The organism is Streptomyces sp. NPDC056628, assembly GCF_042792555.1.
Taxonomy (GTDB): Bacteria; Actinomycetota; Actinomycetes; order Streptomycetales; family Streptomycetaceae; genus Streptomyces.
Window position 1 is genome coordinate 1 of record NZ_JBHTWG010000019.1, and the last position, 26840, is coordinate 26840.

The 26840-nt window shown below is 74.0% G+C and carries 15 protein-coding genes; all 15 read right to left on the reverse strand.

Translation table 11 applies throughout. The features are described 5' to 3' along the window. Positions 1-262 precede the first annotated feature (262 nt). On the reverse strand, positions 263-559 hold the full coding sequence (locus ACFRAC_RS22335; RefSeq protein WP_361341160.1) for a hypothetical protein: 297 nt from the start codon (positions 557-559) through the stop codon (positions 263-265). Positions 560-690: 131 nt separating this feature from the next. Then, positions 691-1335, reverse strand: a complete 645-nt coding sequence (locus tag ACFRAC_RS22340; RefSeq protein ID WP_382926329.1) for a LuxR C-terminal-related transcriptional regulator — start codon at positions 1333-1335, stop codon at positions 691-693. After that, positions 1299-2618, reverse strand: coding sequence for a sensor histidine kinase (locus ACFRAC_RS22345; protein ID WP_382926331.1), 1320 nt, complete (start codon positions 2616-2618; stop codon positions 1299-1301). Before ACFRAC_RS22345 ends, ACFRAC_RS22340 begins: the two co-directional genes overlap by 37 nt. 147 nt (positions 2619-2765) lie before the next feature. Then, complete coding sequence (locus ACFRAC_RS22350) at positions 2766-3227, reverse strand: MaoC family dehydratase (RefSeq protein ID WP_382926334.1); 462 nt, start codon at positions 3225-3227, stop codon at positions 2766-2768. Between the two features lie 99 nt (positions 3228-3326). Beyond that, the gene (gene sbnB / locus ACFRAC_RS22355; protein ID WP_382926337.1) at positions 3327-4358 is read right to left on the reverse strand and encodes a 2,3-diaminopropionate biosynthesis protein SbnB; all 1032 of its coding nucleotides are present in this window, start codon (positions 4356-4358) and stop codon (positions 3327-3329) included. A 51-nt stretch (positions 4359-4409) separates the two neighbouring features. Next, positions 4410-6137 (reverse strand): phytoene desaturase family protein, encoded by a 1728-nt coding sequence (locus tag ACFRAC_RS22360; protein ID WP_382926341.1) that lies wholly within the window; start codon positions 6135-6137, stop codon positions 4410-4412. Then, a complete protein-coding gene (fabG, locus tag ACFRAC_RS22365) occupies positions 6137-6865 on the reverse strand; it encodes a 3-oxoacyl-ACP reductase FabG (protein WP_382926343.1) in 729 nt (242 codons plus the stop codon). The genes ACFRAC_RS22360 and fabG overlap by 1 nt, the downstream gene beginning before the upstream one ends. Beyond that, on the reverse strand, positions 6862-7989 hold the full coding sequence (locus ACFRAC_RS22370; RefSeq protein WP_382926346.1) for a beta-ketoacyl synthase N-terminal-like domain-containing protein: 1128 nt from the start codon (positions 7987-7989) through the stop codon (positions 6862-6864). Before ACFRAC_RS22370 ends, fabG begins: the two co-directional genes overlap by 4 nt. 9 nt (positions 7990-7998) lie before the next feature. Then, positions 7999-9228 carry a beta-ketoacyl-[acyl-carrier-protein] synthase family protein gene (locus tag ACFRAC_RS22375; RefSeq protein ID WP_382926348.1) on the reverse strand — a complete coding sequence of 410 codons (1230 nt, stop codon included), beginning with the start codon at positions 9226-9228 and terminating at the stop codon, positions 7999-8001. Positions 9229-9272: 44 nt separating this feature from the next. Then, positions 9273-9524, reverse strand: a complete 252-nt coding sequence (locus ACFRAC_RS22380; protein ID WP_361341184.1) for an acyl carrier protein — start codon at positions 9522-9524, stop codon at positions 9273-9275. 112 nt (positions 9525-9636) lie between these two features. Continuing rightward, complete coding sequence (locus ACFRAC_RS22385) at positions 9637-10479, reverse strand: ABC transporter permease (RefSeq protein ID WP_382926352.1); 843 nt, start codon at positions 10477-10479, stop codon at positions 9637-9639. Then, on the reverse strand, positions 10476-11441 hold the full coding sequence (locus ACFRAC_RS22390) for an ATP-binding cassette domain-containing protein (RefSeq protein ID WP_382926355.1): 966 nt from the start codon (positions 11439-11441) through the stop codon (positions 10476-10478). The genes ACFRAC_RS22385 and ACFRAC_RS22390 overlap by 4 nt, the downstream gene beginning before the upstream one ends. 2 nt (positions 11442-11443) lie before the next feature. Then, positions 11444-11650, reverse strand: a complete 207-nt coding sequence (locus ACFRAC_RS22395) for an MbtH family protein (RefSeq protein WP_062668543.1) — start codon at positions 11648-11650, stop codon at positions 11444-11446. Between the two features lie 47 nt (positions 11651-11697). Continuing rightward, the gene (locus tag ACFRAC_RS22400; RefSeq protein ID WP_382926358.1) at positions 11698-18924 is read right to left on the reverse strand and encodes an amino acid adenylation domain-containing protein; all 7227 of its coding nucleotides are present in this window, start codon (positions 18922-18924) and stop codon (positions 11698-11700) included. Continuing rightward, a complete protein-coding gene (locus ACFRAC_RS22405; protein WP_382926361.1) occupies positions 18921-26822 on the reverse strand; it encodes an amino acid adenylation domain-containing protein in 7902 nt (2633 codons plus the stop codon). Before ACFRAC_RS22405 ends, ACFRAC_RS22400 begins: the two co-directional genes overlap by 4 nt. Between the last annotated feature and the right edge of the window lie 18 nt (positions 26823-26840).

The following is a 26840-nucleotide window of genomic DNA, read 5'->3' on the forward strand; positions in this document are numbered from 1 at the left end:
GAACCGACCAGGGGCCCGGTCCGCTCGCGCGGGTCGGGCCCCTGGTCGGTTCTTCGGGGGTGGTCGTGGAGTTGGTCGGCCGCAGGCGCTGTCACGCCCTTTCGGCTGGACCGGCGCTGGGCCGGGTGTTCCTCACGGCCGCACTCCACCGGCCGGTCTCACCCCGGGGCGCCAGGACGCCTCCCCTTCGACGGGTGTCCCGTCCGGGTCGGCGCCGGGCGACCTGAGGCGTGGCGCGAAACGCCGTTCCTTCGGGCGGACCTCAGAACGCGCTGTTGTCGCAACCCATGGACGAGCCGAGGTGGGTCGCCTGCGCGCCCGGGTCGCCCTCGCCGTTGAGCGCGCTGCCCAGGGCGCCGTTCAGGATGCCGACCTCACCGAGGACGTCGACGTTCAGGTCGTGCGACCGGCAGTTGGAGCTCTGCAGGACGCTGACCTTGTCCCCGCCCTTCTTGCCGCCGTGCCCGTCGAGACCCTGAGCGGTGGCCGTGCCGCTGGCCAGGATTCCGGCGCTGCCGAGGGCGACGACCAGGACGGCAGCCTTGCGAAGCTTGTGCATGTCATCTCCGGAGAGGTGAGGAGGTGCGATCCACGAGAGATCGACTGCGTACAGTTACGAAAGTAATGTGAAGAAATTGGACATGTCAGTACGACTCGCCGATGATCGTCATGTTTCACACCGCCCGCCCGCTACTGGTCCAGATACGCCAGCACGGCCAGCACCCTGCGGTTGTCCCCGTCCGTCGGCAGGAGACCGAGCTTGGTGAAGATGTTGCCGATGTGCTTGGCGACGGCCTTCTCGGAGATGAACAGGCCCTGGGCGATCCCCGCGTTCGAGCGGCCCTGCGCCACCCATTCCAGGACCTCGCGCTCACGCTCGGAGAGGCTGCCCACGGCCTCGTCGCGCTCCTTGCGGACCAGGAGCTTGGAGATCACCTCGGGGTCCATCGCGGTGCCGCCCTCCGCCACCCGGCGGATGGAGTCGAGGAAGTGGCCGCCGTTGGTGACGCGGTCCTTCAGCATGTAGCCGACGCCCCGGCCGCCGCCGGCCAGCAACTCGCGTGCGTACAGCGGCTCCACGTACTGGGAGAGGAGCAGGACCGGCAGGTCCGGGACGCGTTCGCGGGCGGCCAGCACCGCGCGCAGGCCCTCGTCCGTGAACGTCGGCGGCAGCCGGACGTCGACGACCGCGACGTCCGGCTGCCGCTCGATGAGCGCGTCCAGCAGTTCCGTCCCGTTGTCCACGGCGGCGACGACCTCGTGGCCGTGGGCGCCGAGGAGACGGATCAGCCCGTCCCTCAGGAGGAAGTGGTCTTCGGCGAGGACAATACGCACGGAAGCTCCATCGTCACCATGGTCGGGCCGTTCACGGGGCTGTTGACGGCGAGGACGCCGTCGAAGGTGGCGAGCCGGCGCTCGATGCCCCGCAGACCGGTTCCGCGCGAGACGTCCGCACCGCCCTGGCCGTCGTCCGTGACGGTGATGCGCAGCATCCCGCGATCGTAACGGATGTCGATCCAGGCCCGGTCGGCGCCGGAATGCTTGGCGACGTTGGTCAGGATCTCGGAGATCGCGAAATAGGCCGCGGACTCGACGGGCATCTCGGGGCGGCCCGGCAGGTCGACGTGGACCTCGGTGCGGACCGGGCAGACCATCGCCAACGCCCGTACGGCATCGGCGAGTCCGCGGTCGGCGAGGACCGGAGGGTGGATGCCGCGCACGAGGTCGCGCAGCTCCTCCAGGGCCTTGGAGGAGGACTCACGGGCCTCGATGAGCAGGGCGCGCACGGCCTCCGGGTTGGTCTCCAGGAGGTGTTCGGCGGCGTCCAGGGTCATGCCCATCGCGACCAGGCGGGCCTGGGCGCCGTCGTGCAGGTCGCGTTCGATACGGCGGATCTCGGCCATCTGCGTGTCGACGGCGTCGGAGCGCGTGGTGGACAGGTGCTGGATGCGGCTGGCCATCAGCTCGCTCTCGCTGGGGGCGAGCATGGAGCGGGTGTACAGGGCGTGCCGGCGGACGGCGCGCGGCGCGACCCACAGGGCGAGCGGCAGCTGGAGGACGCCGAGGACACCGGCGAGGACGGCGGTGGCCTGGCCCTCGATCGGGATGAACTGGTACCACAGGCCGTCCCATTCGACGGACAGCGGGACCCCGAAGAAGGCGAGGAAGACGCCCCAGACGCCGCTGAGGATCAGGGCGAGCGGGAAGAACGCGAAGAACGCGCCGGCCAGCGGGTCGACGAGCACCCAGACCCACTCCCGGCGGGTCTGCGGGTCGCTCATGATCCACCGGTAGCGGGCGGCGGCCCCGGAGGCTCCCTCGGGTGCGGGGGGCAGCGGGCCGGGCGGGCCGGGGATCTCGACCCCGGACCAGCGCAGGGCCAGCTCGCGCTGGCGGGCGGCGAGGTTGCGCACGCCCTCCATGGCGCGCGGCACCACGCCGAGGCCGGGCCCCACCAGCCAGATCGCCCCGGACACCGCCAGGGACCGGCCGAAGGCCGCCGACGCCATCCAGCACAGGGTCATCACCCTGCGCAGCCCGACCAGTCCGGCCGCGACCGAGAATCCCCTGATCTCGTCGGGCGCGCGGTTCACCCCGAGCTGCATCGTGCGGTCCATACGGCTCGCTCCTCTCTGCTGCCTGTGCGGTACGTGGGCCGAAGCGCCCGTGTCCTCATTCTGGCCACGGCCGGGGTGGCGGCGCGGTGGGGAAAACTCCCCTCTTCGGCGGCTGGAAAGGGGTGTTGCCTCCACCCGCCGGGCGGGTCAGGGGCCGATGAAGAGCGACAGGGTGTCCGCGACGCAGGCCGATCGCGGGCGTTCCTCGCCCTCCACCTCGACCGTCATCCGGACGGCCGCGAGGTGGCCGGCGGGGGTCTCGCGCACGCCGGTCAGCCGGGCGCCGCCGCGGACGCGGGAGCCGACCGGTACGGGCCGGGGGAAACGCACCTTGTCCAGGCCGAAGTTGACGCCCATCTCGATCTTCTCGATGTCGAAGATGGCGCGCATCATCTCGGGCAGCAGGGCCAGGGTCATGTAGCCGTGCAGGATGGTCCCGCCGAAGGGGCTGCGCGCCGCCCGTGCGGGGTCCACGTGGATCCACTGGAGGTCGCCGGTGGCCTCGGCGAACCGGTCGACCCGGTCCTGGGTGACCCGCTGCCACTCGCTGTACCCCAGGTGTTCGCCGGTGGCGGCGGCAAAGTCGGCCAGACTGGCGAAAGATCTCATGGCGTCGATTCTGTTGGGCCGTTCGGGACAGGGACAAGGCGCGCCCCGGCCAGGAAGTCCCGGCCGTCAGCGCGCCGTCAGTCGTTCGTCAGCGGTGGCTCAGCCGTACCGCTTGAGCTCGTGGAAGAAGCCGGGCACGGTGTGCAGCTCGCCGGCGGCTGCGACCCGGTCGTAGACGTGCTTGGCGACGGCCAGGTCCAGGACGCCGAGGCCGAACGGGGAGAAGATCACCGTGCGGTCGGAGGGCGGGGTGAGGGCCCCGGTGAGCACGTCGTACAGGGTCCCGGCCACGAAGTCCCGGTTTCCCAGGCGCTGTTCCGCCAGGTGCGGGGACGTGCCGGCCTTCAGGCAGTGCTCGACGTCGTCGACGGCGTTCCAGGAGTCGAGGACGATCTCGGGCGACAGGTCGCGCAGGGAGACGTGCAGCACCAGCGGGTGGTGGGTGAACCACTGCGGGTCCGTGACGTGGGGTTCCCCGGCGACGGTGGCGAAGACGACGAGGTCGCTGGAGCGGATCAGGTCCTCGGCCTTGTCGTGGACGGTGATCTCCACACCGTCGCCCTCGGCGCGCCGCAGATAGCCCCGGAAGCCCTCGGCATGCTCGGCGGACAGGTCGTGCACGCCGATCGCCTCGAAGTCGAAGCCGCTCGCGGCGAGGTAGGTGTGCAGGTAGCGGGCGATCAGGCCGACGCCGACGAAGCCGACCCGGGTGGGCCGGGTGCCGCGGGCCGTGCCGAGCCGGTCGGCGGCCAGCGCCGCCGAGGCGGCGGTGCGGGCGGCGCTGATGATGGAGCTCTCCAGGCAGGCGAACGGGTAGCCGGTCTCGGCGTCGTTGAGGATCAGCACCGCCGAGGCGCGCGGAATGCCCGCGGCGACGTTCTCCGGGAAGCTGGAGATCCACTTGATGCCGTGCACGCCGACGTCGCCCCTGACGGAGGCGGGCAGCGCGATGATCCGGGACGACGGACGGTCCGGGAACCGCAGGAAGTACGAGTCCGGGTTGACCGTCTGTCCCTCGCCGTGCAGCCGGTAGGCGGCCTCGACGGCCGCGACCACCTCGTTCTCGTGCCCGTCGAGCGCCTGGTGCACCTGGGCGCCGGAGACGACGGCGAAGGGGGGGACCTGAGTCATGGGGATGCTGCTCCTGAGAGGTGGAAGGGTCGTACGGGGGCGGGGGCCGGGTCAGCCGATCCGGGCGAGGCCCTTGGCGTCCTGCCGGGCCCGGCCCCGGGACACCAGCAGCGGGTCCCAGTCCGGGTGCCGGTCGGGCAGCCGGGCGGGGTCGCCGAGGACCGTGCCGCCGTACACCTCGGCCAGCAGGGGGCGGCCGAGGATCTGGGAGGCCACGGCCATGCCACCGGTGGCGACGCCGCCGACGCCGCTGCCGTAGCGGACGTTCTGACCGACGACGTAGAGCCCTTCGACGTCCGTGCGCACGTCCGGGCGGCGGCCGTCGGAGCCCCAGCTGGCCATGCCGTACGGGGTGCCGCCGCTGGCGCGGATGTAGCGCTCGTTGGTGAGCGGGGTCGCGGTCTCCACGTGGGTGACGCGGTCCCGGACGGGCCCGAGGACGCGTTCGGCGGCGTCCAGGATCAGCTCGGTCACCTCGCGTTTGCGGGCCAGGTAGGCGGGGTTGCGGCGGTACGGTTCGCCGTCCGCGGGGCCGCCGCGCACCCCCCAGAAGGCGTGGCCGGGCGGGCAGCCGGTCATGAGCTGGAAGTTGCTGTGCCCGGGCGGGCAGACCGCCTTCGATCCCCGGTCCTTCACGGAGGCGAAGGAGAACGCGAGTTGGGGGATCCGGTCGAAGACGCCGTCGCGCTCGTAGCGGTCGAGCACGTCGGCGTGGGCGGCCTCCATGTCGTCGCTGTCGTGCCACCAGATGTTGGCGTTCGGCAGGCCGTCCAGCTCGGTGTCGAGGGCGACGTACACGGCGACGACCGCGCTGCGCATGGTCGCCGCACGGGTGCGGGCGACCAGGTCGGCGGGGAAGGACTCCTCGCCGCCGCACAGGTCGAGGACGGTGCGCCGGTAGTCGGCGTTGGAGACGACCAGGGGCGCGAACACACGCTGCCCGTCGGCGAGTTCCACGCCGGTGGCGCGTCCGCCGTCGATCAGGACGCGGCGCACCTCGGTGCGGGTGCGCAGCTCGCCGCCGTAGGACTCCAGGGCCTCCACGAAGGCGGCGACGAGGGTCTGGCCGCCGCCCTCGGGGTAGTACGCGCCGCGCAGGTAGTGGTCCATGATGTTGACGTGCTCGGCGAAGCCGATGCCGTCGGGCATGGCGCCGTAGTTGCCGGCCTGCGCGGCGAGCAGGGTGCGGCCCTTCGGGGACAGTCCGCAGTGGTCGAGCGCCCTGCCGAGGGTGCGGCGGGTCCAGCGCATCGTCTGCGGGGAGCGGCGGAACAGCTCGACCATCGACTCGCCCATCAGCCCGGCGCGGCTGGCGCCGGCCACGGCGACGGCGAGGTCGACGAACCGGTCGACCCGGTCGGCCTCGGCGGGCAGGGCCTGCTTGAGGCGGGCCCGGTACCGCTCCCAGCCGGCCGGCACGTCCACGGTGGCCGTGGGCGTCATGATCCGGTCGAAGCCGCCCTCGTTGTCCATGGGCCGGAACCGCACGCGGTCGCGCACGCCCAGGCCGGACAGCACGGCGGGCAGCAGTCCGCCCTCGCCGCAGTCGCCGAGGTAGTGGGTGCCGACGTCGAACTCGTACTTGCGGCGGCGCCGGAAGACGTGCGCGTTGCCGCCGGCCACGTCGTGCTGTTCGAGGACGAGGACCCGGCGGCCGTCGGCGGCCAGGTATCCGGCGCCGACGAGGCCGCCGATGCCGCTGCCGACGACGATCGCGTCGTAGTGCCGGCCGTCGAGGTCGCGGGCGCCGCGCTGCTGGGGTCGGGTTCCGCCGCTCATCAGAAGGTGCCGCCGCCGTGGATCTCGAGGACCGAGCCGGTGATGTACGCGGCCCGCTGGGACACCAGGAAGGAGACCAGGTCGGCGACCTCCTCGGGGCGGCCGAGGCGGCCCAGCGCCACGTTCCTCAGCTGCCGCTGCAGGGCGGTCTCCGGCATGCCGCCGACCATGTCGGTCTCGATGAGGCCGGGCGCGACCACGTTGGCCCGGACGCCGCGGGGCCCGCACTCCTTGGCCAGGGACTTGGTGAACCCGATGATCCCGGCCTTGGAGGCGGCGTAGTTGGCCTGCCCGGTGTTGCCGTACACGCCGGCGACCGACGACAGGTTGACGATGGCGCCGGTCCGGCGCTTGCTCATGGAGAACGCGGCGGCCCGGCACACGTGGTAGACGCCGTCGAGGTTGGTGCGCAACACCTGGTTCCAGTCCTCCTCGGGCATCAGCACCAGCGGCCGGTCCCGGGTGATGCCGGCGGAGGTGACGGCGGCGTCGACGGGGCCGAGCTCGCGCTCGGTGCGCGCGTACCAGTCGCGTACGCCGTCGGCGTCGGCGACGTCGCAGCGGGTGGCGGTGACCCGGGTGCCGTGCTCGGCGGCCTCCTTGGTGAGGCGTTCGGCGGCGTCCTCGTCGGAGCGGTAGCAGAAGGCGACGTCGTACCCGTCCTGGGCCAGGCGCGTCACGATCGCCCTGCCGATGCCCCGGGAGCCGCCGCTGACCAGTGCGATCACCGCTGCTCCCCCATCAGGCGCAGGACGGCCGCGGCCACCGCGCCGTCGCGGTCGACGGCGGAGACCAGGGCGGTACGGCCCCGGGAGCCGGGGTCGGCCTCGGCGACCGCGAGGACGGCTCCGATCTGGAAGGAGGCGGAGGCGGCGCTGGTGTCGCCGAGCAGTTCCATGGACGGCACGCGGGAGAGCGCGTCGGCGGGGACGAGGGCGGCGAGGGCCTCGTGCTCGGCGCGTCCGGCGGCGGTCGGCGCGGCGCACGGCACGGCGGCCCACAGTCCGGCGGCGTCGACGCCGGCCCGGTCGAGTGCGCGGCGGGCGCACGCGGTGACGGCGGCCTGCGGGTCGTCGTCGATGTCGACGCGGGTCTCCACGCTCAGCACGGCGGCCAGCGCGGGGCGTTCGGCGGTGTCCGCGGGTTCGAGGAGGAAGAGGCCGCAGCCCTCGCCGAGCAGCGGCGCCGGGTCGCCGGGGGCGGCGGCAGTGTGCTCGAACCAGGCGTGCGCGGCGGAGAACTCCTCGGCGGAGCCCACCAGGTACTTCGTGGCCCGGCCCTGGTGCATCAGGCGGCGCGCGTAGTTCAGGGCGAGCAGGCCGCTGACCCGGCCGCCGGCGACGGTGGTGTTGGGGCCCTTCAGGCCGTGCCGGATGGCGGTGGCGCCGGCGGCGTGGTTGAGGCTGCCGAACGGGATGCGTCCCGCGTCGACGTAGAAGGGGCGCTCGTTGGTGTAGGACTGGCGCAGGAAGTCGGTGACGTTCTCCAGGCTGCCCATGGTGATGCCGAGCACGACGCCGGTCAGGTCGTCGGTCTCCACGACGCGGTTGCCGTCGCCGTCCAGCAGGAGGCCGTCCGAGGCGACCAGGGCCAGCGCGGTGAGCCGGTCCATCTTGGCGGTGCCGCGTTTGCCGAGCACCTCCTGGATGTCGAAGCCGGGCACCACGCAGACGTCGGAGGACGGCAGGGAGCCGAGCCCGGCGTCCGCCTTCACGGCCGTCTTGGCGCCGGCGCGGACCCCGGCGGCGAAGCGTTCACGGCCGATGCCGTACGGCGAGACGGCCGACCAGCCGGTGATGACGGGTGTGCCGGGCGGCAACGTGGCCTCCGGACTGGCGGTTGCGGTGCTCATGGTCGTCACTCACTCCCCGTACGTGCCGAGTATCAGGACGGCGTTGTTGCCGGCGAAGGCGCTGGAGTTGTTCTGCACGATCCGTACGTCCGCCTCGACGGCCCGGTTGGGCACGACGTCGAGCGGGCAGTCCGGGTCGGTCTCGCGGTGATTGATGGTGGGCGGGATGAAGCCCTCCTCGATGGCGATGCCGCAGGCGATCGCGCCGAGCGCGCTGGCGGCGCCCATCGAGTGGCCGAGCATCGACTTCACGGCGACGGTGCGCGGCGGGGTGTCGCCGTACACGTCGACGATGGCGGCCGACTCGGTCTTGTCGTTGGCCTTGGTGCCGGTGCCGTGCGCGGAGATGAAGTCGACCTCCTCCTGCTCGACGCCGGCGTCGTCGAGGGCGAGGCGGATGCCGCGCGCGATGCCGTCGCGGTTGGGCGCGGTGGGGTGGGCGGCGTCGCAGCTGAGGCCGTAGCCGAGGACCTCGGCGTGGATGCGGGCGCCGCGGGCGAGCGCGGACTCCAGGCTCTCCAGGACGAGGATGCCGGCGCCCTCGCCGGTGAGGATGCCCTGACGGTCCTTGTCGAAGGGCCGCACCACGTCGGGGGTGAGCGCGCCGAACCGCTTGAACAAGGCGAACGCCTTGCGGCACACGGCGTCGGCGCCGCCGCACAGCGCGAGGTCGACCTCGCCGGAGCGGATCGCGTCCAGGCCGTAGCCGATGGAGTAGTTCCCGGCGGCGCAGGCGGTGGTGACGGTGGTGGCCTCCACGTTCGGCATGCGCAGTTCGCGGGCGATGACGGTGGACAGCCGGCCCGCGTTGATGCGGCGGGACAGCACCGGGTCCATCGCCTCGGGGTCGCCGGCGGCGAGCTCCTGCTCCAGCAGCAGCGCGATGTCGTGGGATTCGCCGTCGGTGGTGCCGACGGTGACGACGGCCGGCCGCTCGCCGAGGTCGGTCTCGGTGAGCCCGGCGTCCTCGACGGCCATCCGTGCGGCGGCGACCGCGTACTGGCCGGCGCGGCCCATGTCGTCCAGGGGGACGTTGCGGATCCACCGCCCGGGCTCGAAGTCGGGGACCTCGCAGGCGATGTCCTGGCCGAAGCCCTCGGTGTCGAACCGGGTGATGGGCCGTGCGCCGGAGCGGCCGGCCCGCAGCCCCGCCGTGTACTCCTCGACACCCGTGCCGATGCTGGAGATCACCCCGTAGCCGGTGAGGACGACCCGGCGGCGTGCTGGTGCGGTGGACATGGGACTCCTTCGGAGGGACGGACGCTCGGGACGGGGGGTGCCGGTCACCAGCCGGCGGCCGCCGCGGTCACCTGGTAGGTGGCCTCGACGTTCACCATCCTGGGGAGTTCGTTCATGTCGATGACGATGGAGTACTCCATCTCCAGGGCGCTGAGGACGTCGATGAGCTTCAGCGAGTCGGCGCCGAGTTCGTCGATGAACAGGGCCGTGTCGGAAAGGGAGCCGAGGTCGACGTCGATGTTCTCGGCGATGATTTCCCGGATTCGGCTGAGGCGTTCGGGGGCGACCGTCGTCATTGCTGTTTCCTCCGTTTATGACGGTTGAGATCTGCTGTCGCGGAAAAACGTAGTGAGCGTCGGTGACTGCGCGCTGACGTCCAGCTGATGGACCGCTGACGGGCGTCGCCGGTCAGCGTCCGACGGCCCGCCGGAAGCCGCGTACGCTGCCCAGCACGGCCACGACCAGCAGCGCGGTCAGCGTGATGGCGGTGACGGCCCCGGGGTGCTGGGCGGGGAAACCGGTCCCGGCGGCGCCCGCCGGGTCGTTGCCCCACAGCCGCCGGCAGGTGGTGATGACGGACGTCACCGGATTCCATTCCGCGACCGGGCGCAGCCAGCCGGGCAGTCCGCTCACGGAGACGTAGGCGTTGGACAGGAAACTGAACACGACGAGGACGAGAGCGCCGGTGCCGTCGATGGCCTCGATGTTCTTCTGGGTGGTGCCGAGCAGAATTCCCACCCAGAGCATCACGTAGACGAAGGCGAGCAGGACGGCGAATCCGGCGGCGGTGCGCAGGGCGCCCTCGTGCGGGCGCCAGCCGACGGCGAGGCCGGCCAGGGACACCGCGGTGAGGCTGACCGCGCCGACGAACAGGTCGGACAGGGTGCGTCCGACGAGCACGGACGCCGGGGAGATCGGCAGGGAGCGGAACCGGTCCACGAGGCCGTGCCGCAGGTCGAGGGCGACCCCGATGGCGGTGGGGCCGACGCTGGTCAGGCCGACCTGGATGGCGATGCCGGCCATGATGAAGTCCTCGTAGGCCACGTGCCCGGGGACCTGCATGGAGTTGCGGAACAGGTAGCCGACGGCGATCAGCATGACCAGCGGGTTCATCGTGACGAGGATCAGCCGGCCGGGCGAGCGCCGCAGATGGGTGAGGTGCCGGCCCGCCAGCGTCAGGGTGTCCCCCAGATGCCCGGCGAGGGCGCCGCCGGAGGGCGCGGGGCGGGTCGTCGTGGCCGTGGCCGTCACTGGGTCTCCTCTTTCCGGCCGGTGCCCGTGAGGTCGAAGAAGACGTCGTCGAGCGTGGGCCTGCGCAGTTCGAAGTCGGCGAGGGGCACCCCCTTCTCGCGCAGGGCGAGCGCGGCGCGGGCCACCTCGTCCAGGCCGTCCGGACCGAGCTGCACCGACACCCGGCGGGCGCCCTCGTCGACGGCCGGCGCCCGGCCGCCGAGCCCGGACAGGGCGGCCACCGCGTCGCCCAGGTTCTCCGGGCGGGCCACGGTGACCTCCAGGAACTCGCTGCCGACCTGGCGTTTGAGGGACTGCGGGGTGCCCTCGGCGATGACGCGGCCGGCGTCGATCACGGCGATCCGGTCGGCGAGTTCGTCGGCCTCCTCGAGGTACTGGGTGGTGAGCAGGATGGTCACCCCGCCGGCGACGAGGTCGCGCACGATGTCCCACAGCACGGCCCGGCTGGTCGGGTCGAGGCCGGTGGTGGGTTCGTCGAGGAACAGCACCTCGGGCTCGCCGATGACGCAGGTGGCCAGGTCGAGGCGGCGGCGCATCCCGCCCGAGTAGGTGCCGACGGGCCGGTCGGCGGCCTCCGTGAGCTCGAAGCGTTCGAGCAGTTCGGTGGCGCGCCGGGCGGCGCCGCGCCGCCCGAACCGCAGCAGCCGGGCGAGCAGCGCGATGTTCTCGCGCCCGGTGAGCAGTTCGTCGACGGCCGCGTACTGGCCGGCCAGGCCGATGCGCCGGCGCACCTCGCGGCTGTCCCGGACGACGTCGTGCCCGGCGACCGTGGCCCGGCCGGCGGACGGCTGGACGAGGGTGGCGAGGATGCGCACGGTGGTCGTCTTGCCGGCGCCGTTGGGCCCGAGCACGCCGAGGACGGTGCCGGCCGGCACCGCCAGGTCGATGCCGTGCAGCGCCGTGTGGGAGCGGTAGGTCTTGCCCAGGCCCTCGGCGAGGATGGCGATGTCGGACGAGGACACGCTCAGCCCGCCTGCCGCTGGAGGCTGAGCGGACGCATGTCGGTCCAGTTGCTCTCCACGTGGGCGACGGCGGTGGCCCGGTCGGTCGCGTCGAGCACGACCCGCCAGCCGTCGGGCACGGCCGCGAAGGACGGCCACAGGGAGTGCTGCCCCTCGTCGTTGACGAGGACGAGGAAGGTGCCGTCTTCGTTGTCGAAGGGGTTGGCCATGGGGTTCTCCTGATCTGTGCGGAAGGGTGGGACGTTCGGGTGCCGCGTCAGCGGGCGGCCGCCAGGGCGGCGAGATCGTGTTCGACGTGGCGGCCGATGACGGCCGCCGGGCCGGGGGCGAGCATCCGCTGGTGGCCGCAGTCGACGTCGTACGTCTTCGGGGCGGCCGCGAGGTGCGGCTCCCAGCGTTTGGCCCGCAGGGCGCGTTCCTCCCCGGTGACGCCTTCGGCGGCCAGGAAGAGCGTCATCGGGCAGCCGTCGAGACGGCCGGGTGTGAAGCGCCGGAACAGGTCGAGGTGGTTGCGCATGACGCCGAGCAGCCGCTCCAGGGTGGCCGCGCCCAGACCGGCGAGCGGGCCGCCGAGCCGGTCGAGGTGGGCGGCGACGGCGGCCGGGGTGAGCGTGCCGAGCCCCGTGGTGTCGACGCCCGCCTCGGTGAGGAAGTCGGCGAGGAACTCCTCGTCGGTGGGCGCGGCGCCGTCCGCGTCGCCGGGGAAGGCGTCCAGGTTGGCCAGGTAGGCCACCTCCTGGCCGGCGGCGCGCAGCCGGATCGCCATCTCGTGGGCGACGACTCCGCCGTAGGACCAGCCGAGCAGGTGGTACGGCCCCTCGGGCTGGACGGCGCGGACGCGCCGGACGTAGTCGTCGGCGACCTCGCCGAGGTCCCGGGGCAGGGGTTCGCCGGCGGCGAGGCCGCGGGCCTGGAGGGCGTACACCGGCCGGCCGGGGTCGAGGTGCTCGGCGAGCGTGGCGAACGGGATGCCGAAGCCGAGGCCGCCGTGGACGCAGAACAGCGGGGGCCGGGTGCCGGTGGACCGGATGGGCAGCATCGGGCCGAGCGGGTCGACGCCTTCGCCGAGGGTCGCGGAGGCGGCCGCGAGCGACTCCAGGGTCCGGTGCTCGAAGACGGCGGCGAGACTGATCCGCAGTCCGGCCCGGGCGGCGGCGTTGACCAGCAGGATCGCCTTGAGGCTGTCGCCGCCGAGGGCGAAGAACCCGTCGTCGGGACCGACCGGTCCGGTGCCGAGCACCTCGGCGACGGCCGCGCAGAGGACGCGTTCCGCGTCGGTGCGCGGCGGCCGTACGGCCCGGTCGGCGGGGGCGGTGCCGGCGGCGGGCAGGGCGCGGACGTCGAGCTTGCCGTTCGGGGTGAGCGGCAGGTCCGGCAGTGCGACGTAGGCCGCGGGCACCATGTATCCGGGCAGGGAGCGGGCCAGGTGGGCGCGCAGCTCGGCGGCGTCGGGCGCGGGCCGGCCGGGGGCGGGGACGACGTAGGCGACGAGCCGGCGCTGTCCGCCGGGTCCGGCGGGGGCGAGGACGGCGGCCCGTGCGACGGCCGGGTGGCCGGTCAGCCGGCCTTCGATTTCGCCGGGTTCGATGCGGAAGCCGCGGATCTTCACCTGCTGGTCGGCGCGCCCCACGTAGTCGATACGGCCGCGCGCGTCCCAGCGCACCAGGTCCCCGGTGCGGTACATCCGCTGCCCCGGCGCGCCGAACGGGCAGGCGACGAACCGCTCCGCGCTCGCGCCGGGCCTCCCCAGGTAGCCGAGCGCCAGGCCCGGTCCCGCCAGGTACAGCTCGCCGACCACGCCGCGCGGCACCGGCCGCAGCGCGTCGTCCAGCACATAGGTGTGGGTGTCGCCGATGGGCAGTCCGATGGGCACGCCGGCCGGGGCGTCCACCGCCTCGGCGCAGTCCTGGAGGGTGGCGAAGGTGGTGGCCTCCGTGGGGCCGTACACGTTGTACACGCGGGTGCCGGGCAGGGCGGCGCGCAGCCGGTCGAGGTGGTCGCGGGAGTGCGTCTCGCCGCCGGTCAGCAGCACCCGCAGCGGGGTGAGCGCGTCGGGCCCGGTGTCGGCGACGGCGTTGACGAACTGGGTGGTCAGGAAGGCCACGCTCACCCCGGCCGACCGGCAGAAGTCGCCCAGCGCCCGCGGGTCGGCGGGTCCCGGCGGGCAGATCGCGAGCCGGGCGCCGTGGGTGAGCGGCGTCCAGATCTCGAAGGTGGACGCGTCGAACGCGACCGGCGCGAAGTACAGGAAGGTGTCGCCGGCGGTGAGGGCCAGTTCGGGCAGGCCCTGGACGAGCCGTACGGCGGCGCGGTGCGTGACGGCGACGCCCTTCGGGCGGCCGGTGGAGCCGGAGGTGTAGATGACGTAGAGGAGGTCGTCCGGGCGGGGCGGGGCGACGTCCGGCGGGGTGGCCGGGAGAGGGGCGAGGGCGCCCCGCACGTCGGGGGCGTCCAGGACGACGACGTCGGCCGGGCATCCGGTCGCGGCGTCCGCCAGCGCCTCCTCGGTGAGCAGCAGCCGGGCCCCGCTGTCGGCCAGCATGCCGTGCGTCCGCTCCACCGGATGGGCGGGGTCGAGCGGCAGGTACGCCGCCCCGGTCCTGGCGATGGCCAGCAGGGCCGTGACGGTGGCCGGGCCCCGCTCCAGGCGCAGCGCCACCAGGTCGCCGCGGCCGACGCCGCGTCCGGTGAGCAGGTGGGCGAGGCGGTTCGCGGCGGCGTCCAGGTCGCCGTACGTGGTCTCGGTCGTGCGGCCGTCGCCGCCGGTGTGGACCAGGGCGACGGCGTCCGGTGCGGCGGCGGCCCGACGGGCCACGAGTTCCGTGACGGTGGTCCGGTCGGTGCCGGTGTGGCGGGTGCCCCGCTCCAGCAGGTACGCGCCCTCGGCCGGGTCGAGGACGTCGAGCCGGGACAGCGGTGCGCCGGGGTCGGCCAGCGCGGCGCCGAGCAGCCGCAGATAGGCGTCGGCGATCCGGCGGGCGGTGGCCGGTTCGAAGAGGTCGGTGCGGTACTCCAGCGCGACGGACAGACCGTCGGTGCCCTCCTCGGTGAGCTGGAGGAACAGATCCCACTTCGCTGTGGACCCGGGCACCTCCCGGGGCCGTACGGTCAGGCCGCCGGTGCCGAAGCGGGGCGGCTCCGCCTCCTGCTGCAGGCTCAGCATGACCTGGAACAGGGGGTGCCGGGACATCGACCGCTCCGGGTTGAGCGCCTCGACGAGCTTCTCGAAGGGCACGTCCTGGTTGCGGTACGCGGACAGGGTGAACTCCCGCACCCTTGCGAGCAGTCGGCGGAAGTCCGGGTCGCCGCCGGTGTCGGTGCGCAGCACGAGGGTGTTGACGAACATGCCGACGACGTCGTCGAGGCGTTCGTCGGAGCGTCCCGCCACCGGGGTGCCGAGCGGGATGTCGGTGCCCGCGCCGAGCCGGGTGAGCAGGGCGGCGAGCGCGGCCTGCAGGACCATGAAGACGCTGGCGCCGGATCGCGCGGCGAACGCGCGCAGCGCGCGGACCAGTTCCGGCGGGGCGTCGGCGCGGACGAGACCGCCGTGGTGCCCGGCGCGGGTGCCGCGCGGGAAGTCGTAGGGCAGCCGGAGTTCTTCGGGCAGCCCGTCGAGGGCCTGCGTCCAGTGCGCGAGCTGGCGGCCGAGCTCGCTGCCGGGGTCGTGTTCGTCGCCGAGGAGCTCGCGCTGCCACAGCGTGTAGTCGGCGTACTGCACGGGCAGCGGGCGCAGGGCGGGGGCACGGCAGGCGCGGCGCGCCTCGTAGGCGGTGGTGAGGTCGCGGGTGAGGGGCGCCAGGGACCAGCGGTCGCCCGCGATGTGGTGCAGGACGAGCAGCAGGACGTGCTCGCCGGGCCCGACCGCGAACAGCCGGGCCCGCAGCGGTATCTCCCGCCGCAGGTCGAAGCCGCGGCCCGCCTCGGCGGCCAGGGCGGCGTCCAGGCCCGCCTCGTCGACGGCGGTCACCGGCAGCGGGACCGGGGCGTCGGCCGGGGCGAGCACCCGCTGCTCGGCCGGGCCGACGCCCCCGGTGGGGCGGGCACCGGGTACGGGGGAGGCCCCGGTGCCCGCCGACTCGGCGGAGGCGGGCAGGGCGCGGGCCGGGAACACCGTCCGCAGCGCCTCGTGCCGGGCGACTACGTCACCGAGCGCCGTCTCCAGCGCGGCTGTGTCCAGGGGTCCGGTGAGCCGGACGGCCAGCGGGATGTTGTAGAGGCCGCCGGGGGCGCCGAGCCGTTCGATGAACCACAGCCTCTGCTGGGCGTACGACAGGGGCAGCGTGGCGGGGCGGGGGCGTGCGGTGAGCGGGGGTCTGCCGGGTCCGGCGGCGGGCAGGCGGGCGGCGAGCGCGGCGGCCGTCGGGGCCTCGAACAGGTCGCGCAGGCCCAGTTCGGCGCCGAGTTCGGCGCGGATCCGGTTGACGACGCGGGTCGCGAGCAGCGAGTGCCCGCCGAGCGCGAAGAAGTCGTCGTCCACGCCGACGCGTTCGAGGCCGAGCACGTCGGCGAGGACCGCGCACAGCGTCTCCTCGGCGGGGGTGCGCGGGGCGCGGTCGGAGGTGGCGTAGGTCGGGGCGGGCAGGGCGCGGCGGTCGAGTTTGCCGTTGGCGGTCAGGGGCAGCGCGGGGACCCGGACGACGGCGGCGGGGACCATGTGCTCGGGCAGCCGGGAGGCCGTGAAGTCCCGCAGGGAGGCCGTCAGTTCGCGGCCGGAGGAGTCGTCGTCCGTCACGACGTACGCGACCAGCCGCTGGTCCCCGGGGCGGTCCTCGCGGGCGATGACGGCCGCCTCGGCGACGCGCGGGTGCCGGCCGAGGACGGTCGCGATCTCGCCGGGCTCGATACGGAAGCCGCGCAGCTGCACCTGCTGGTCGGCGCGGCCCAGGTAGACGAGGGTGCCGTCGTCCCGCCACCGGGCCAGGTCGCCGGTGCGGTACATGCGCGCGCCCGGCGGTCCGAACGGGCAGGCCACGAACCGGTCGGCGGTCAGCCCCGGGCGTCCCAGATAGCCGCGCGCGAGACCCGGACCGGCCACGTACAGCTCGCCGGGCACTCCGGCCGGCACGGGGCGCAGCGCGCCGTCCAGGACGTACACCCGCAGGTCGGGGATGCCGCGCCCGATCACGCTGCCCCCGCCGGCGGCGGCCGTCGCGGCGTCCAGCTCCTGGTAGGAGACATGGACCGTGGTCTCGGTGATGCCGTACATGTTGACCAGGCGCGGGGCGTCGTCGGCGTGCCGCGCGTACCAGCCGGCGAGCCGGCCGAGGTCGAGGGCCTCGCCGCCGAACACGACGTGCCGCAGGGACAGTTCGTTCCACGCCTCGGCGTCCGCGCGCATCAGCTGGTAGAAGGCCGACGGGGTCTGGTTGAGGACGGTGACCCGTTCGCGGGCGAGCAGGTCCCGGAAGGCGTCGGGCGAGCGGGAGACGTCGTGCGGGACCACGACCAGGCGTCCGCCGTACAGCAGGGCGCCCCACAGCTCCCACACGGTGAAGTCGAAGGCGATGGAGTGGAACAGCGTCCACACGTCGTCGGGTCCGAAGCCGAACCAGGCGTCGGTGGAGTCGAGCAGCCGGACGACGTTCTGGTGCGGCACCACCACGCCCTTGGGGCGGCCGGTGGAGCCGGAGGTGTAGATGACGTAGGCCGCGTGCCCGGGGGTGACGGCGGGCCGGGGCGCGGTGTCCGGGTGGGTGGCGAGCTCGGCGGCGGTCCCGGCCGTGTCGAGGTCGACGCGGGCGGTGCCGGGGTGGGCGGGCAGGTCGGTGCCGGTGCGGGTCAGCAGGAGGACGGGGCGGGCGTCGCGCAGGGTGTGGGCGACGCGCTCGGCCGGGTGGGCGGGCTCCAGCGGAAGGTAGGCGGCGCCCGCCTTCAGCACGGCGAGGACGGCGACGACGAGGTCGGCACCGCGCGGCAGGGACACCGCCACGAAGGTCTCCGGTCGGGCACCCCGGGCGGCGAGGAGGTGCGCGAGCCGGTTGGCCCGCCGGTCCAGCTCCCGGTAGGTGAGGCTCTCGGTGCCGGCGGTCACCGCCACCGCGCCGGGGGTGCGGGCGGCCTGCGCGGCGAACAGTTCCGGGACGGTCGCCCGGCGGGCGGTGTCCGGGCCGGACGCGGGGGTGCCGCTCCACTCGGTGAGGATGCGCCGCTCGTCCTCGGGGGCGAGCCCGCCGAGGTCGGCGAGGAGGACGTCCGGGTTCTCGGCGACCTGGCGCAGGACGCGCACGAGCCGGCCGAGCACCTTCCCGCCGTCCGGCACGGACGGCCGGTACGCCAGCTGGAGCTCCAGCCGGTCGCCCGGTACGACGGTGAGGTGGAGGGGGTAGTGGGTGGCCGCGTGCACCCGGGCCGCGCGCACCGTGCCGCCGGTCTCCCGGCGCAGGCCCTCCTCGTCCAGCGGGTAGCTCTGAAAGGCGAGCACGGTGTCGAAGAGGTCGCCCTGGACTCCGCTCGCGGACTGCACCTCGGCGAGCGGCAGATGCTCGTGCGGCATCATCTCCAGCTGCTGCCGGGCCAGTTCACCGAACAGCTCGCTCGCCCGCCGCCCCGGTCGTACGTCGGCCCGCACCGGCAGGGTGTTGGCGAACAGCCCGATCATCGACTCGACGCCGGGCACCTCGGCGGGCCGGCCGGAGGTGACGGCCCCCAGGACCACGTCGTCGCGTCCGGTGAGCCGGCCCAGCAGCACCGCCCAGCAGCCCTGCACCACGGAGTTGAGGGTCAGCCCGCGTCCGCGCGCCCAGGCCGTGAGCGCGGCGGTGTGCTCCTCGGACAGCAGGGCGTGGTCCGTCTCGGGGAGCCCGGTGTCCGCTCCGGCCGTCTCCGGGGCGACCCGTACGGGCCCGTCGAGCCCTGCCAGCAGCCCCGCCCAGGCCGTGCGGGCCGCGGCGGGGTCGCGGGTGCCGAGCCAGCCGAGGAAGGACCGGTAGGCCGGGGGCTCGGGCAGGGAGGCGGCGCCCCGCTCGTCGGCGAGGAGGGTCAGCTCGCGCACCGCGAGCGGCAGGGACCAGCCGTCGAGGAGGATGTGGTGCACGGACCACACCAGCCGGCAGCGGTGCGCGCCGAGCCGCAGCAGGGCGAACCGCATGAGGGGCGGACGGGCCGGGTCGATGCGCCGCAGCCGGTCCTCGCGCGCGATCCGCGCGGCCTCCGCCTCCCGCTCCTTCTCGGGCACGTCCGCGAGGTCGTGCACGGACCACGGCGGGCGTACCTCGTCCTCGTGCGGGACGACCTGCACAGGCTCACCGTTGCGGCGGCTGCGGAAGCAGGCCCGCAGGTTGGGGTGGCGGCGCAGCAGGGCGGCGGACGCGGCACGCAGCCGGCGCTCCACGTCCACCGGGTCGCCGTCGATGTCCGCGACGAACTGGAGCGTGTAGAGGTCCGGGCCGGTGCGGTCGTAGGAGGACAGGAAGAGCAGGCCCTGCTGGAGCGGGGAGAGCGGGAGGACCTCGCTGATCCTGGTCCTGGTTCTCGGCTCGGTCACGACAGATCCTCACTCAGCTCGAATTCGAGGTCGGCCAGTTCGTCGTCGGTCAGGGAGACCAGTTCGCCGTCGGGCTCGGGCTCCGGCGGTGCGGCCTCGGCGCCCGCCGCGGCGCGGGCGAGCGCGGCGGCCGTACGGTGCGTGAAGACGTCCCGGGTGGTGAGGGCGAGCCCGGCGGTGCGGGCGCGGCTGACGACCTGGATGGAGCGGATGCTGTCGCCGCCGAGCGCGAAGAAGTCCTCGTCGACGCCGACGGCAGGCATGCCGAGCACCTCGGCGAGGATGCCGCAGAGGATCTCCTCGCGCTCGTCGCGCGGGCCCCGCGTGGGCCGCGTGTCGTCCGTGTGGTCCGGACGGGGCAGGGCCTTGCGGTCGAGCTTGCCGTTCGCGGTGAGCGGCATGGCGTCCAGGACGAGCCAGGTGGACGGGATCATGTAGGCGGGCAGCAGCCGCGCCAGGTCGTCCCGTACGGCGTCGGGGGACGCGGCCGGTCCGGTCAGGTAGCCGACCAGGCGCGGGGTGCCGGAGGCGTCGGGGACGACGGTCACGGCCGCGTCGGTGACCTGGTCGAGCCCTCGGACGGTGGCTTCGATCTCGCCCAGTTCGACGCGTCGTCCGCGGATCTTGACCTGGTGGTCGCGGCGCTCGATGAACTCCAGCTGCCCGTCCGCACGCTGCACCACCCGGTCACCCGTCCGGTACATCCGCGCTCCCGAACCCGCGAACGGGTCGGCCACGAACGTCCCCGCGGTACGCCCCGGATCATCCAGATAACCCCGGCCCACACCCGCACCACCGACATACAGCTCCCCCGGCACCCCGGCCGGCACCGGCTGCAACTCGTCGCTCAGCACATACAGCCGCGTATGACGCACCGCACCACCGATCGGCACCCGGCCACCCAGCACATCACCGCACCGGATCACGCCATGCGTCACATCGTCCGAACACTCCGTCGGACCGTACGCGTTCATCAACGGCACCAGCGGATAACGCCCATGCCAGCGCTCACACAGATCAGCGGGCAACGCCTCACCCGTCACCATCAGCCACCGCAGATCCGGCAGCTCAGGCGCACGGCCCTCCACATCGAAGGCGTCCAGCGCCGCCCGCAACAACGACGGCACCACCTCCAGCACCGCCACCCGCTCCTCACGCACCACCGCGAACAGACCCACCGGATCCGCCGCCAGCTCCACGCCCGACACCCGCACCCGGCCCCCCACCAACAAAGGAGCCAGCATCTGCCACACCGACACGTCGAACGTCAGCGGAGCGTTCTGCACCACCACCTCACCCGCGACCAGCTCCAGATCCGCCACCTTCGCCCACAGGTGATTCACCATCCCCGACCGCTGGACCATCGCCCCCTTCGGACGCCCCGTCGACCCCGACGTGAACATCACATACGCCAGATCCAGACCACCGCCGACGGTGGGCGGCAGGGCGCGGTCGGTCAGCGTGTCCTCCAGGACGAGGACGGTGGCGTCGCCGGCAATCTCGCGGGCCTGCGCCGCGTACGCCCGGCCCACCAGCAGGTGGGTGGCGCCGCTGTCCCGCAGGAGTGCCGCGTTGCGGGCGCCCGGGGCCGCCGGGTCCAGCGGCAGATAGGCACCGCCCGCGCCCAGCACACCCAGCACACCCGTCACGAACGGCACGCCGGGGTCCGCGAGCATCGCGATCACGGAGCCGGTCCGCACGCCGTCCCGGGTGAGCCGGGCGGACAGCCCGCCGGACGTCTCGACCAGCTCCCGGTAGCTGAGGGTGCCCGTGTCGTCCGTCAGGGCGGGCTCGTCCGGGATGCGGTCGGCGACCGCGCGCACCCGCTCCACGACGCCGAGGCTCTCCTCGGGGATCGAGGGGTCCCAGGTGCCGAGCAGACCGCCGAGGTCGCCGGGCGTCCCCGGTCCGGCGAGGCCGGCCGGCGCGGTGACGTCGACCCGGGCGAGCGGCAGCGCGGGGTCGTCGGCGACGGTGCGCAGGAGGTGCCGGAACATCACGGCGACGCGTTCGACGCCGGCGCGGGTGAACAGGCCGGGCGCGTAGTCGAACCGCAGGTGCAGGGACTCGCCGGGGAACACGGCCATGCTCAGCGGGTGGTGGCGGGCGTCCCTGGCCTCGGTGCGCAGCACCCGGGTGCCGTCGGCCCCGGAGTCGGTGCCGGCCGCGCCGAGCGGGAAGTTCTCGAACAGGACGACGGTGTCGAAGACCTCGCCGGTCAGTCCGGCGGCCTTGTGGATGTCGGCGAGGCCCAGGTGCTCGTGCGGCAGCAGCGCGGTCTGCTGGTCCTGGAGCGTGGACAGCAGCTCGGCGAGGGTCGTGCCGGGGCTGAGCCGGACCCGGACCGGGACCGTGGTGAGGAACATGCCGATCATCGACTCGACGTCGGGGACCTCGGCGGGCCGGCCGGAGGTGACGGCGCCGAAGACGACGTCCTGGCGTCCGGTGAGCCGCCCGAGGAGCAGCGCCCAGCAGCCCTGGACGACCGTGTTGAGGGTGAGACCCCGGGCGCGGGCCCAGCCGGACAGGGCGGCGGTCAGCTCGCGCGGCACCTCGGCGTGCACGCTGTCGGGCAGCGCGGGGGCGCGGCCGGGGTCGGCCGGTACGAGCAGCGTCGGCTCGTCCACGCCCTCCAGTGCGGTGCGCCAGGCCGCCCGGGCGGCCTCACGGTCCTGGGCGGCGAGCCAGGCGAGGTAGGAGCGGTAGGGGGCGGGGTCGGGCAGGAGCGTGGTGTCCGGGTCGGGACGGCACAGGGCGAACAGCTCGCGCACCAGCAGCGGCATCGACCAGCCGTCGACGAGGATGTGGTGGCTGGTCCAGATGAACCGGTGCCGTCCCTCGCCGTGGGTGACCAGGGCGAACCTGAGGAGCGGCGGGGAGGTCAGGTCGAAGCGCCGGGTCCGTTCGGCCTCGGTGATCCGGTCGAGCTCCGCGGTGCGCTCCGGTTCCGGCAGGGCCCGCAGGTCCGTCTCCTGCCAGGGCAGTTCGGCGTGGTCCGGCACGATCTGCACGGGGTCGCCGGTGGCGCGGGCGCGGAAGGCGGCGCGCAGGTTGGGGTGCCGGTCGAGCAGGGCCTGTCCGGCGGCGCGCAGCACGGCGGCGTCGAGGTCGCCCTCCAGTTCGGCGACGATCTGGAGTGTGTAGACGTCGGTGGTCTCGCTGTCGTAGTCCGCGTGGAACAGCAGGCCCTGCTGGAGCGGGGTGAGGGGCAGGACGTCGGCCAGGGCGGTGCCGGCGGCGGCGAGTTCGCTCTCGTACGTCTCGATCTCCGCCTGGCTCAGGGCGACCAGCGGCAGGTCGGACGGGGTGCGGCCGCCCGCGCCGGACCCGGTGGTGTGCCGGACCAGCAGGCCGAGGGCACGGAACCAGGTCTCGGCGATGTCCTGGGCGTCCTCCTCGGCGACCGCCTGGCCGGCCCACGCCCAGTTGGCGATGAGGTGGGGGCCGTCGTGGCGGTCCTCGGTGGCCGGGGTGACGTCGAGGAGGTGCGGCAGCGGCATACCGGGGTGGGCGCCGGTGCCGACGACGCCGTCACCGCCCGCCGGTTCCCACAGCCGGTCCTCGCGGGCGTCGAAGCGGCCCATGTAGTTGAAGCCGAGTTGCGGGCGGGCGTAGGGGACGAGGACGCGGGCGGCGTGCGGGTTGAGGTAGCGCAGCAGGCCGAAGCCGACACCCCGGTCGGGCAGGGCGCGCAGCTGTTCCTTGACGCGCTTCAGAGCGGTGGACAGGGCGGGGCCGCCCGCCCACACCTCGTCCCAGTCGAGGGCACCCGGATCGAGGCGGACCGGGAAGGCGCTGGTGAACCAGCCGACGGTGCGGGACAGGTCGAGGTCGTCGGTGAGCTGCTCGCGGCCGTGGCCCTCCAGCTCGATCAGGGTCTGCGCGTAGGGGGTACGGCCGTGCCGGCGCCGCCAGTCGGCGACGGCCAGGGCGAGGCCGGTCAGCAGGACGTCGTTGACCTCCGCGTGGAAGGCGGCGGGCACCTCGGTGAGGAGCGGGCCGGTGACGTCGGGCCCGAGTTCCAGACGGAGGGTCCGGCGGGTGCAGTACACGTCCTTGGCGGGGTCGAGGCGGCGGGTGCCGATGAGTGGGTCGGGGCCGTCGAGCAGGCCCTGCCACAGGGCGAGTTCGGTGCCGCGCCTCTCGGTGCGGGCCTGGTCGGCGAGCGTGCGCGACCAGGCCCGGTAGGAGGTGCCGACCGGGTCGAGTGCGGGGGTGCGCCCGTCGGCGAGGGCCGCGCAGGCGGCCGCCAGGTCGGGCAGCAGGATGCGCCAGGAGACGCCGTCGACGACGAGGTGGTGGCCGCACAGCACGAGCAGCGCGGTGCCGGCGCCGGGGGCCGGTGCGATCAGCACGGCCTGGAGCATGATGGCGGCGGACGGGTCGAGCCGCGCGCGGGCGGCGGCGGCCTGCCGTTCGGCGAACGCGAGCAGGTCCTTGCCGTCGGCGCCGCCCGCGTCCGCATGCGCGAGGAGGCGCACACCGGCCAGTGCGCCGGGTTCCAGCACCTCGGTGTGCCACAGCCCGGGCGACGGCTCGGTGGCGCGGGTGCGCAGGGCGTCGTGGTGGTCGGCCAGGGCGTGCAGGGCGGTCTCCAGCACCTCGGCACCGAGGTCCGCGGGCACGTGCACGACGACGTGCTGGCTGTACTTGACGACGGGCCCGGTCAGGCTGCGGACGTCCTCGTGCAACTGGCCCATGATCGGCGTCAGTTCGTACGGTCCGACGCCCGGTTCTCCGTCCGGCTCGTCCGTCTCGCCGGTGCCGGGGCCGCCGGCGGCGCGGGCCAGCGCGGCGACGGTCTTGTGCTCGAAGACGTCCCGGGTGGTCAGGGCGAGCCCAGCCTTGCGGGCGCGGCTGACGACCTGGATGGAGCGGATGCTGTCGCCGCCGAGCGCGAAGAAGTCCTCGTCGACGCCGACCTCGGGGGTGCCGAGGACGTCCCCGAGAATCCCGCACAGGATCCGCTCCCGCTCGGTGCGTGGACCGCGCACGGTCTCCTGGCCGGCGAGCGCGGGCTGCGGCAGGGCCTTGCGGTCGAGCTTGCCGTTCGCGGTGAGCGGCATGGCGTCCAGGACGAGCCAGGTGGACGGGATCATGTAGGCGGGCAGCAGCTGGGCCAGCTCATGGCGGACCTGTACGGCGTCGACGCCGGGCCCGGTCAGGTAGCCGACCAGGCGCGGGTGGCCGGAGGCGTCGGGCAGGACGGCGACGGCGGCGTCGGCCACGCTCTCCAGGGAGCGCAGGACGGCCTCGATCTCACCGGTCTCCACGCGTCGTCCGCGGATCTTGACCTGGTGGTCGCGGCGCTCGATGAACTCCAGCTGCCCGTCCGCACGCTGCACCACCCGGTCACCCGTCCGGTACATCCGCGCTCCCGAACCCGCGAACGGGTCGGCCACGAACGTCCCCGCGGTACGCCCCGGATCATCCAGATAACCCCGGCCCACACCCGCACCACCGACATACAGCTCCCCCGGCACCCCGGCCGGCACCGGCTGCAACTCGTCGCTCAGCACATACAGCCGCGTATGACGCACCGCACCACCGATCGGCACCCGGCCACCCAGCACATCACCGCACCGGATCACGCCATGCGTCACATCGTCCGAACACTCCGTCGGACCGTACGCGTTCATCAACGGCACCAGCGGATAACGCCCATGCCAGCGCTCACACAGATCAGCGGGCAACGCCTCACCCGTCACCATCAGCCACCGCAGATCCGGCAGCTCAGGCGCACGGCCCTCCACATCGAAGGCGTCCAGCGCCGCCCGCAACAACGACGGCACCACCTCCAGCACCGCCACCCGCTCCTCACGCACCACCGCGAACAGACCCACCGGATCCGCCGCCAGCTCCACGCCCGACACCCGCACCCGGCCCCCCACCAACAAAGGAGCCAGCATCTGCCACACCGACACGTCGAACGTCAGCGGAGCGTTCTGCACCACCACCTCACCCGCGACCAGCTCCAGATCCGCCACCTTCGCCCACAGGTGATTCACCATCCCCGACCGCTGGACCATCGCCCCCTTCGGACGCCCCGTCGACCCCGACGTGAACATCACATACGCCAGGTCGAGCGGGCCCCCGGACAGGGGGAGTCCGGCGTCGCCGCGGGCGTCGGCCGGGTCGGTGAGGGACAGGGCCACGACGTCCGCGTCCGGGGCGTCGAGCCCGGCGCCGAGGAGGAGGTGGCGTGCGCCGCTGTCCCGCAGGAGTGCCGCGTTGCGGGCGGCCGGGGCGGCCGGGTCCAGCGGCAGATAGGCACCGCCGGCGGCCAGGACGCCCAGCACGCCCGCGACGAAGGGCACGCCGGGCTCGGCGAGCAGGGCGACGACCGCACCGGTGGCCGTGCCGGCGGCGCGCAGGCGGGCGGCGACCCCGGCGGCACGGGTGACGAGACCGGCGTAGGTGACCTCCTGTGTGCCGTCGGAGACGGCGACGGCGCCGGGCGAGAGCGCGGCGACGTCCCGGACCCGCTCCACGAGCCCCTCGTAGCCGGCCTGTTCGGTGTCCCGGTCCCAGGTGCCGAGCAGTCCGAGCCGTTCCCCGGGGGCGCCGATGCCGATCCGGCCGACGGGGTGGTCGGCGGGGAGGGCGGCGAGGTCGCCGAGGAACGCCTCGAAGCGGGCCAGGTGGGTGGCCAGCTCCTCGGACGTGTAGAGCTCCGGGTTGCCGTCGAGGTGGATCTCCATCGTGCCGTCGGCGGTGTTGAGGACGGTGATGATGAGGTCGTTGACGATGCCGGTGGAGAGATTGACGACGGTGCCCCGGCAGCCGGTGCCGAAGGCGAGGGCAGGGTCCTGATCGAGGACGTTGATGAACGGCCCGAAGGGGCGCCGGTCGTCGGTGCGCAGGCCGATGTCGCGGCGGACGCGGTCGCCCCGGTACCGCTGGTGCTTCAGGGCCCCCGACACCTCGACCCAGGACTGGCGCAGCAGCTGGGCCGGGGTCATGCCGGGGCGCACCGGCACGGCCAGCGGAAGGTAGTTGGCCAGCATGCCGGGGATCTCCCGGCTGGCGGCGCCGACCCGGCCGGTCACCGGCAGGGTGAGCAGCGGCCGGTCGACGCCGGTGGCGTGCCGGGTGTACGCGGCGGCCGCGGCGACCAGGACCACGGGCAGGGTGACCTTGCCGTCCCTGGCGAGGGCGCGCAGGGCGTCCGTGGCCTCGGTGCCGAGGCGGGTGGTGTGCCGCAGCGCGCTGCGGCCGGGGGCGGGCTGCCGCGAGGAGAGCGAGACGAGTTCGGGGGCCGGGCCGCGGGTGCTCTCGGTGAGCCGTGCGGTCCAGTAGGCGCGGTCGCGTTCGACGTGCGGGGAGCCGAGGTAGTCGCGTTCGGCGTCCAGAAGCCGGTGGAAGGGCGGCATGGCGTCGGCGGCGAGGTCGCCCGGGCGGGCACCGGCGGCGAGCCGGCTGTAGAGGGCGGCGAGCTTCGGGTAGAGCAGCGCGCGGCTGAACCCGTCGGCCAGGATGTGGTGCATGCACAGGTAGAGCAGGTGGTGCTCGGGGCCGAGCCGGATGAGGGCGCCGCGGAACAGCGGGAAGTCGGTGACCTTCAGGGGATCGGCGTGGTCGGCGCGCATCCACGCCCCGGCCGCGGCGAGCGGGTCCGCCTCGCCGCTCAGGTCGAGGGTCTTCAGGGGGAGCTGGGCGAGCGGCCGGACGATCTGTCCGGGGGCGCCCTCCTCCTCGACGAACTGCACCCGCAGTCCCTCGGCCTCGTGCCCGAGACGTCCGAGGGCCCGGCCGAGCACCTCGGTGTCCAGCGGTCCGCGCAGGTCGATGTAGTCGGCCATGTTGTAGCCGAGCGGCCCGGTGGCGAACTGCTCGTCGAACCAGATCTCCGCCTGTGCCGCGGTGAGCGGGAGGACGGCGCCTCGGTCTGTCGTCATCGCTTTCCTCTCCGTCAT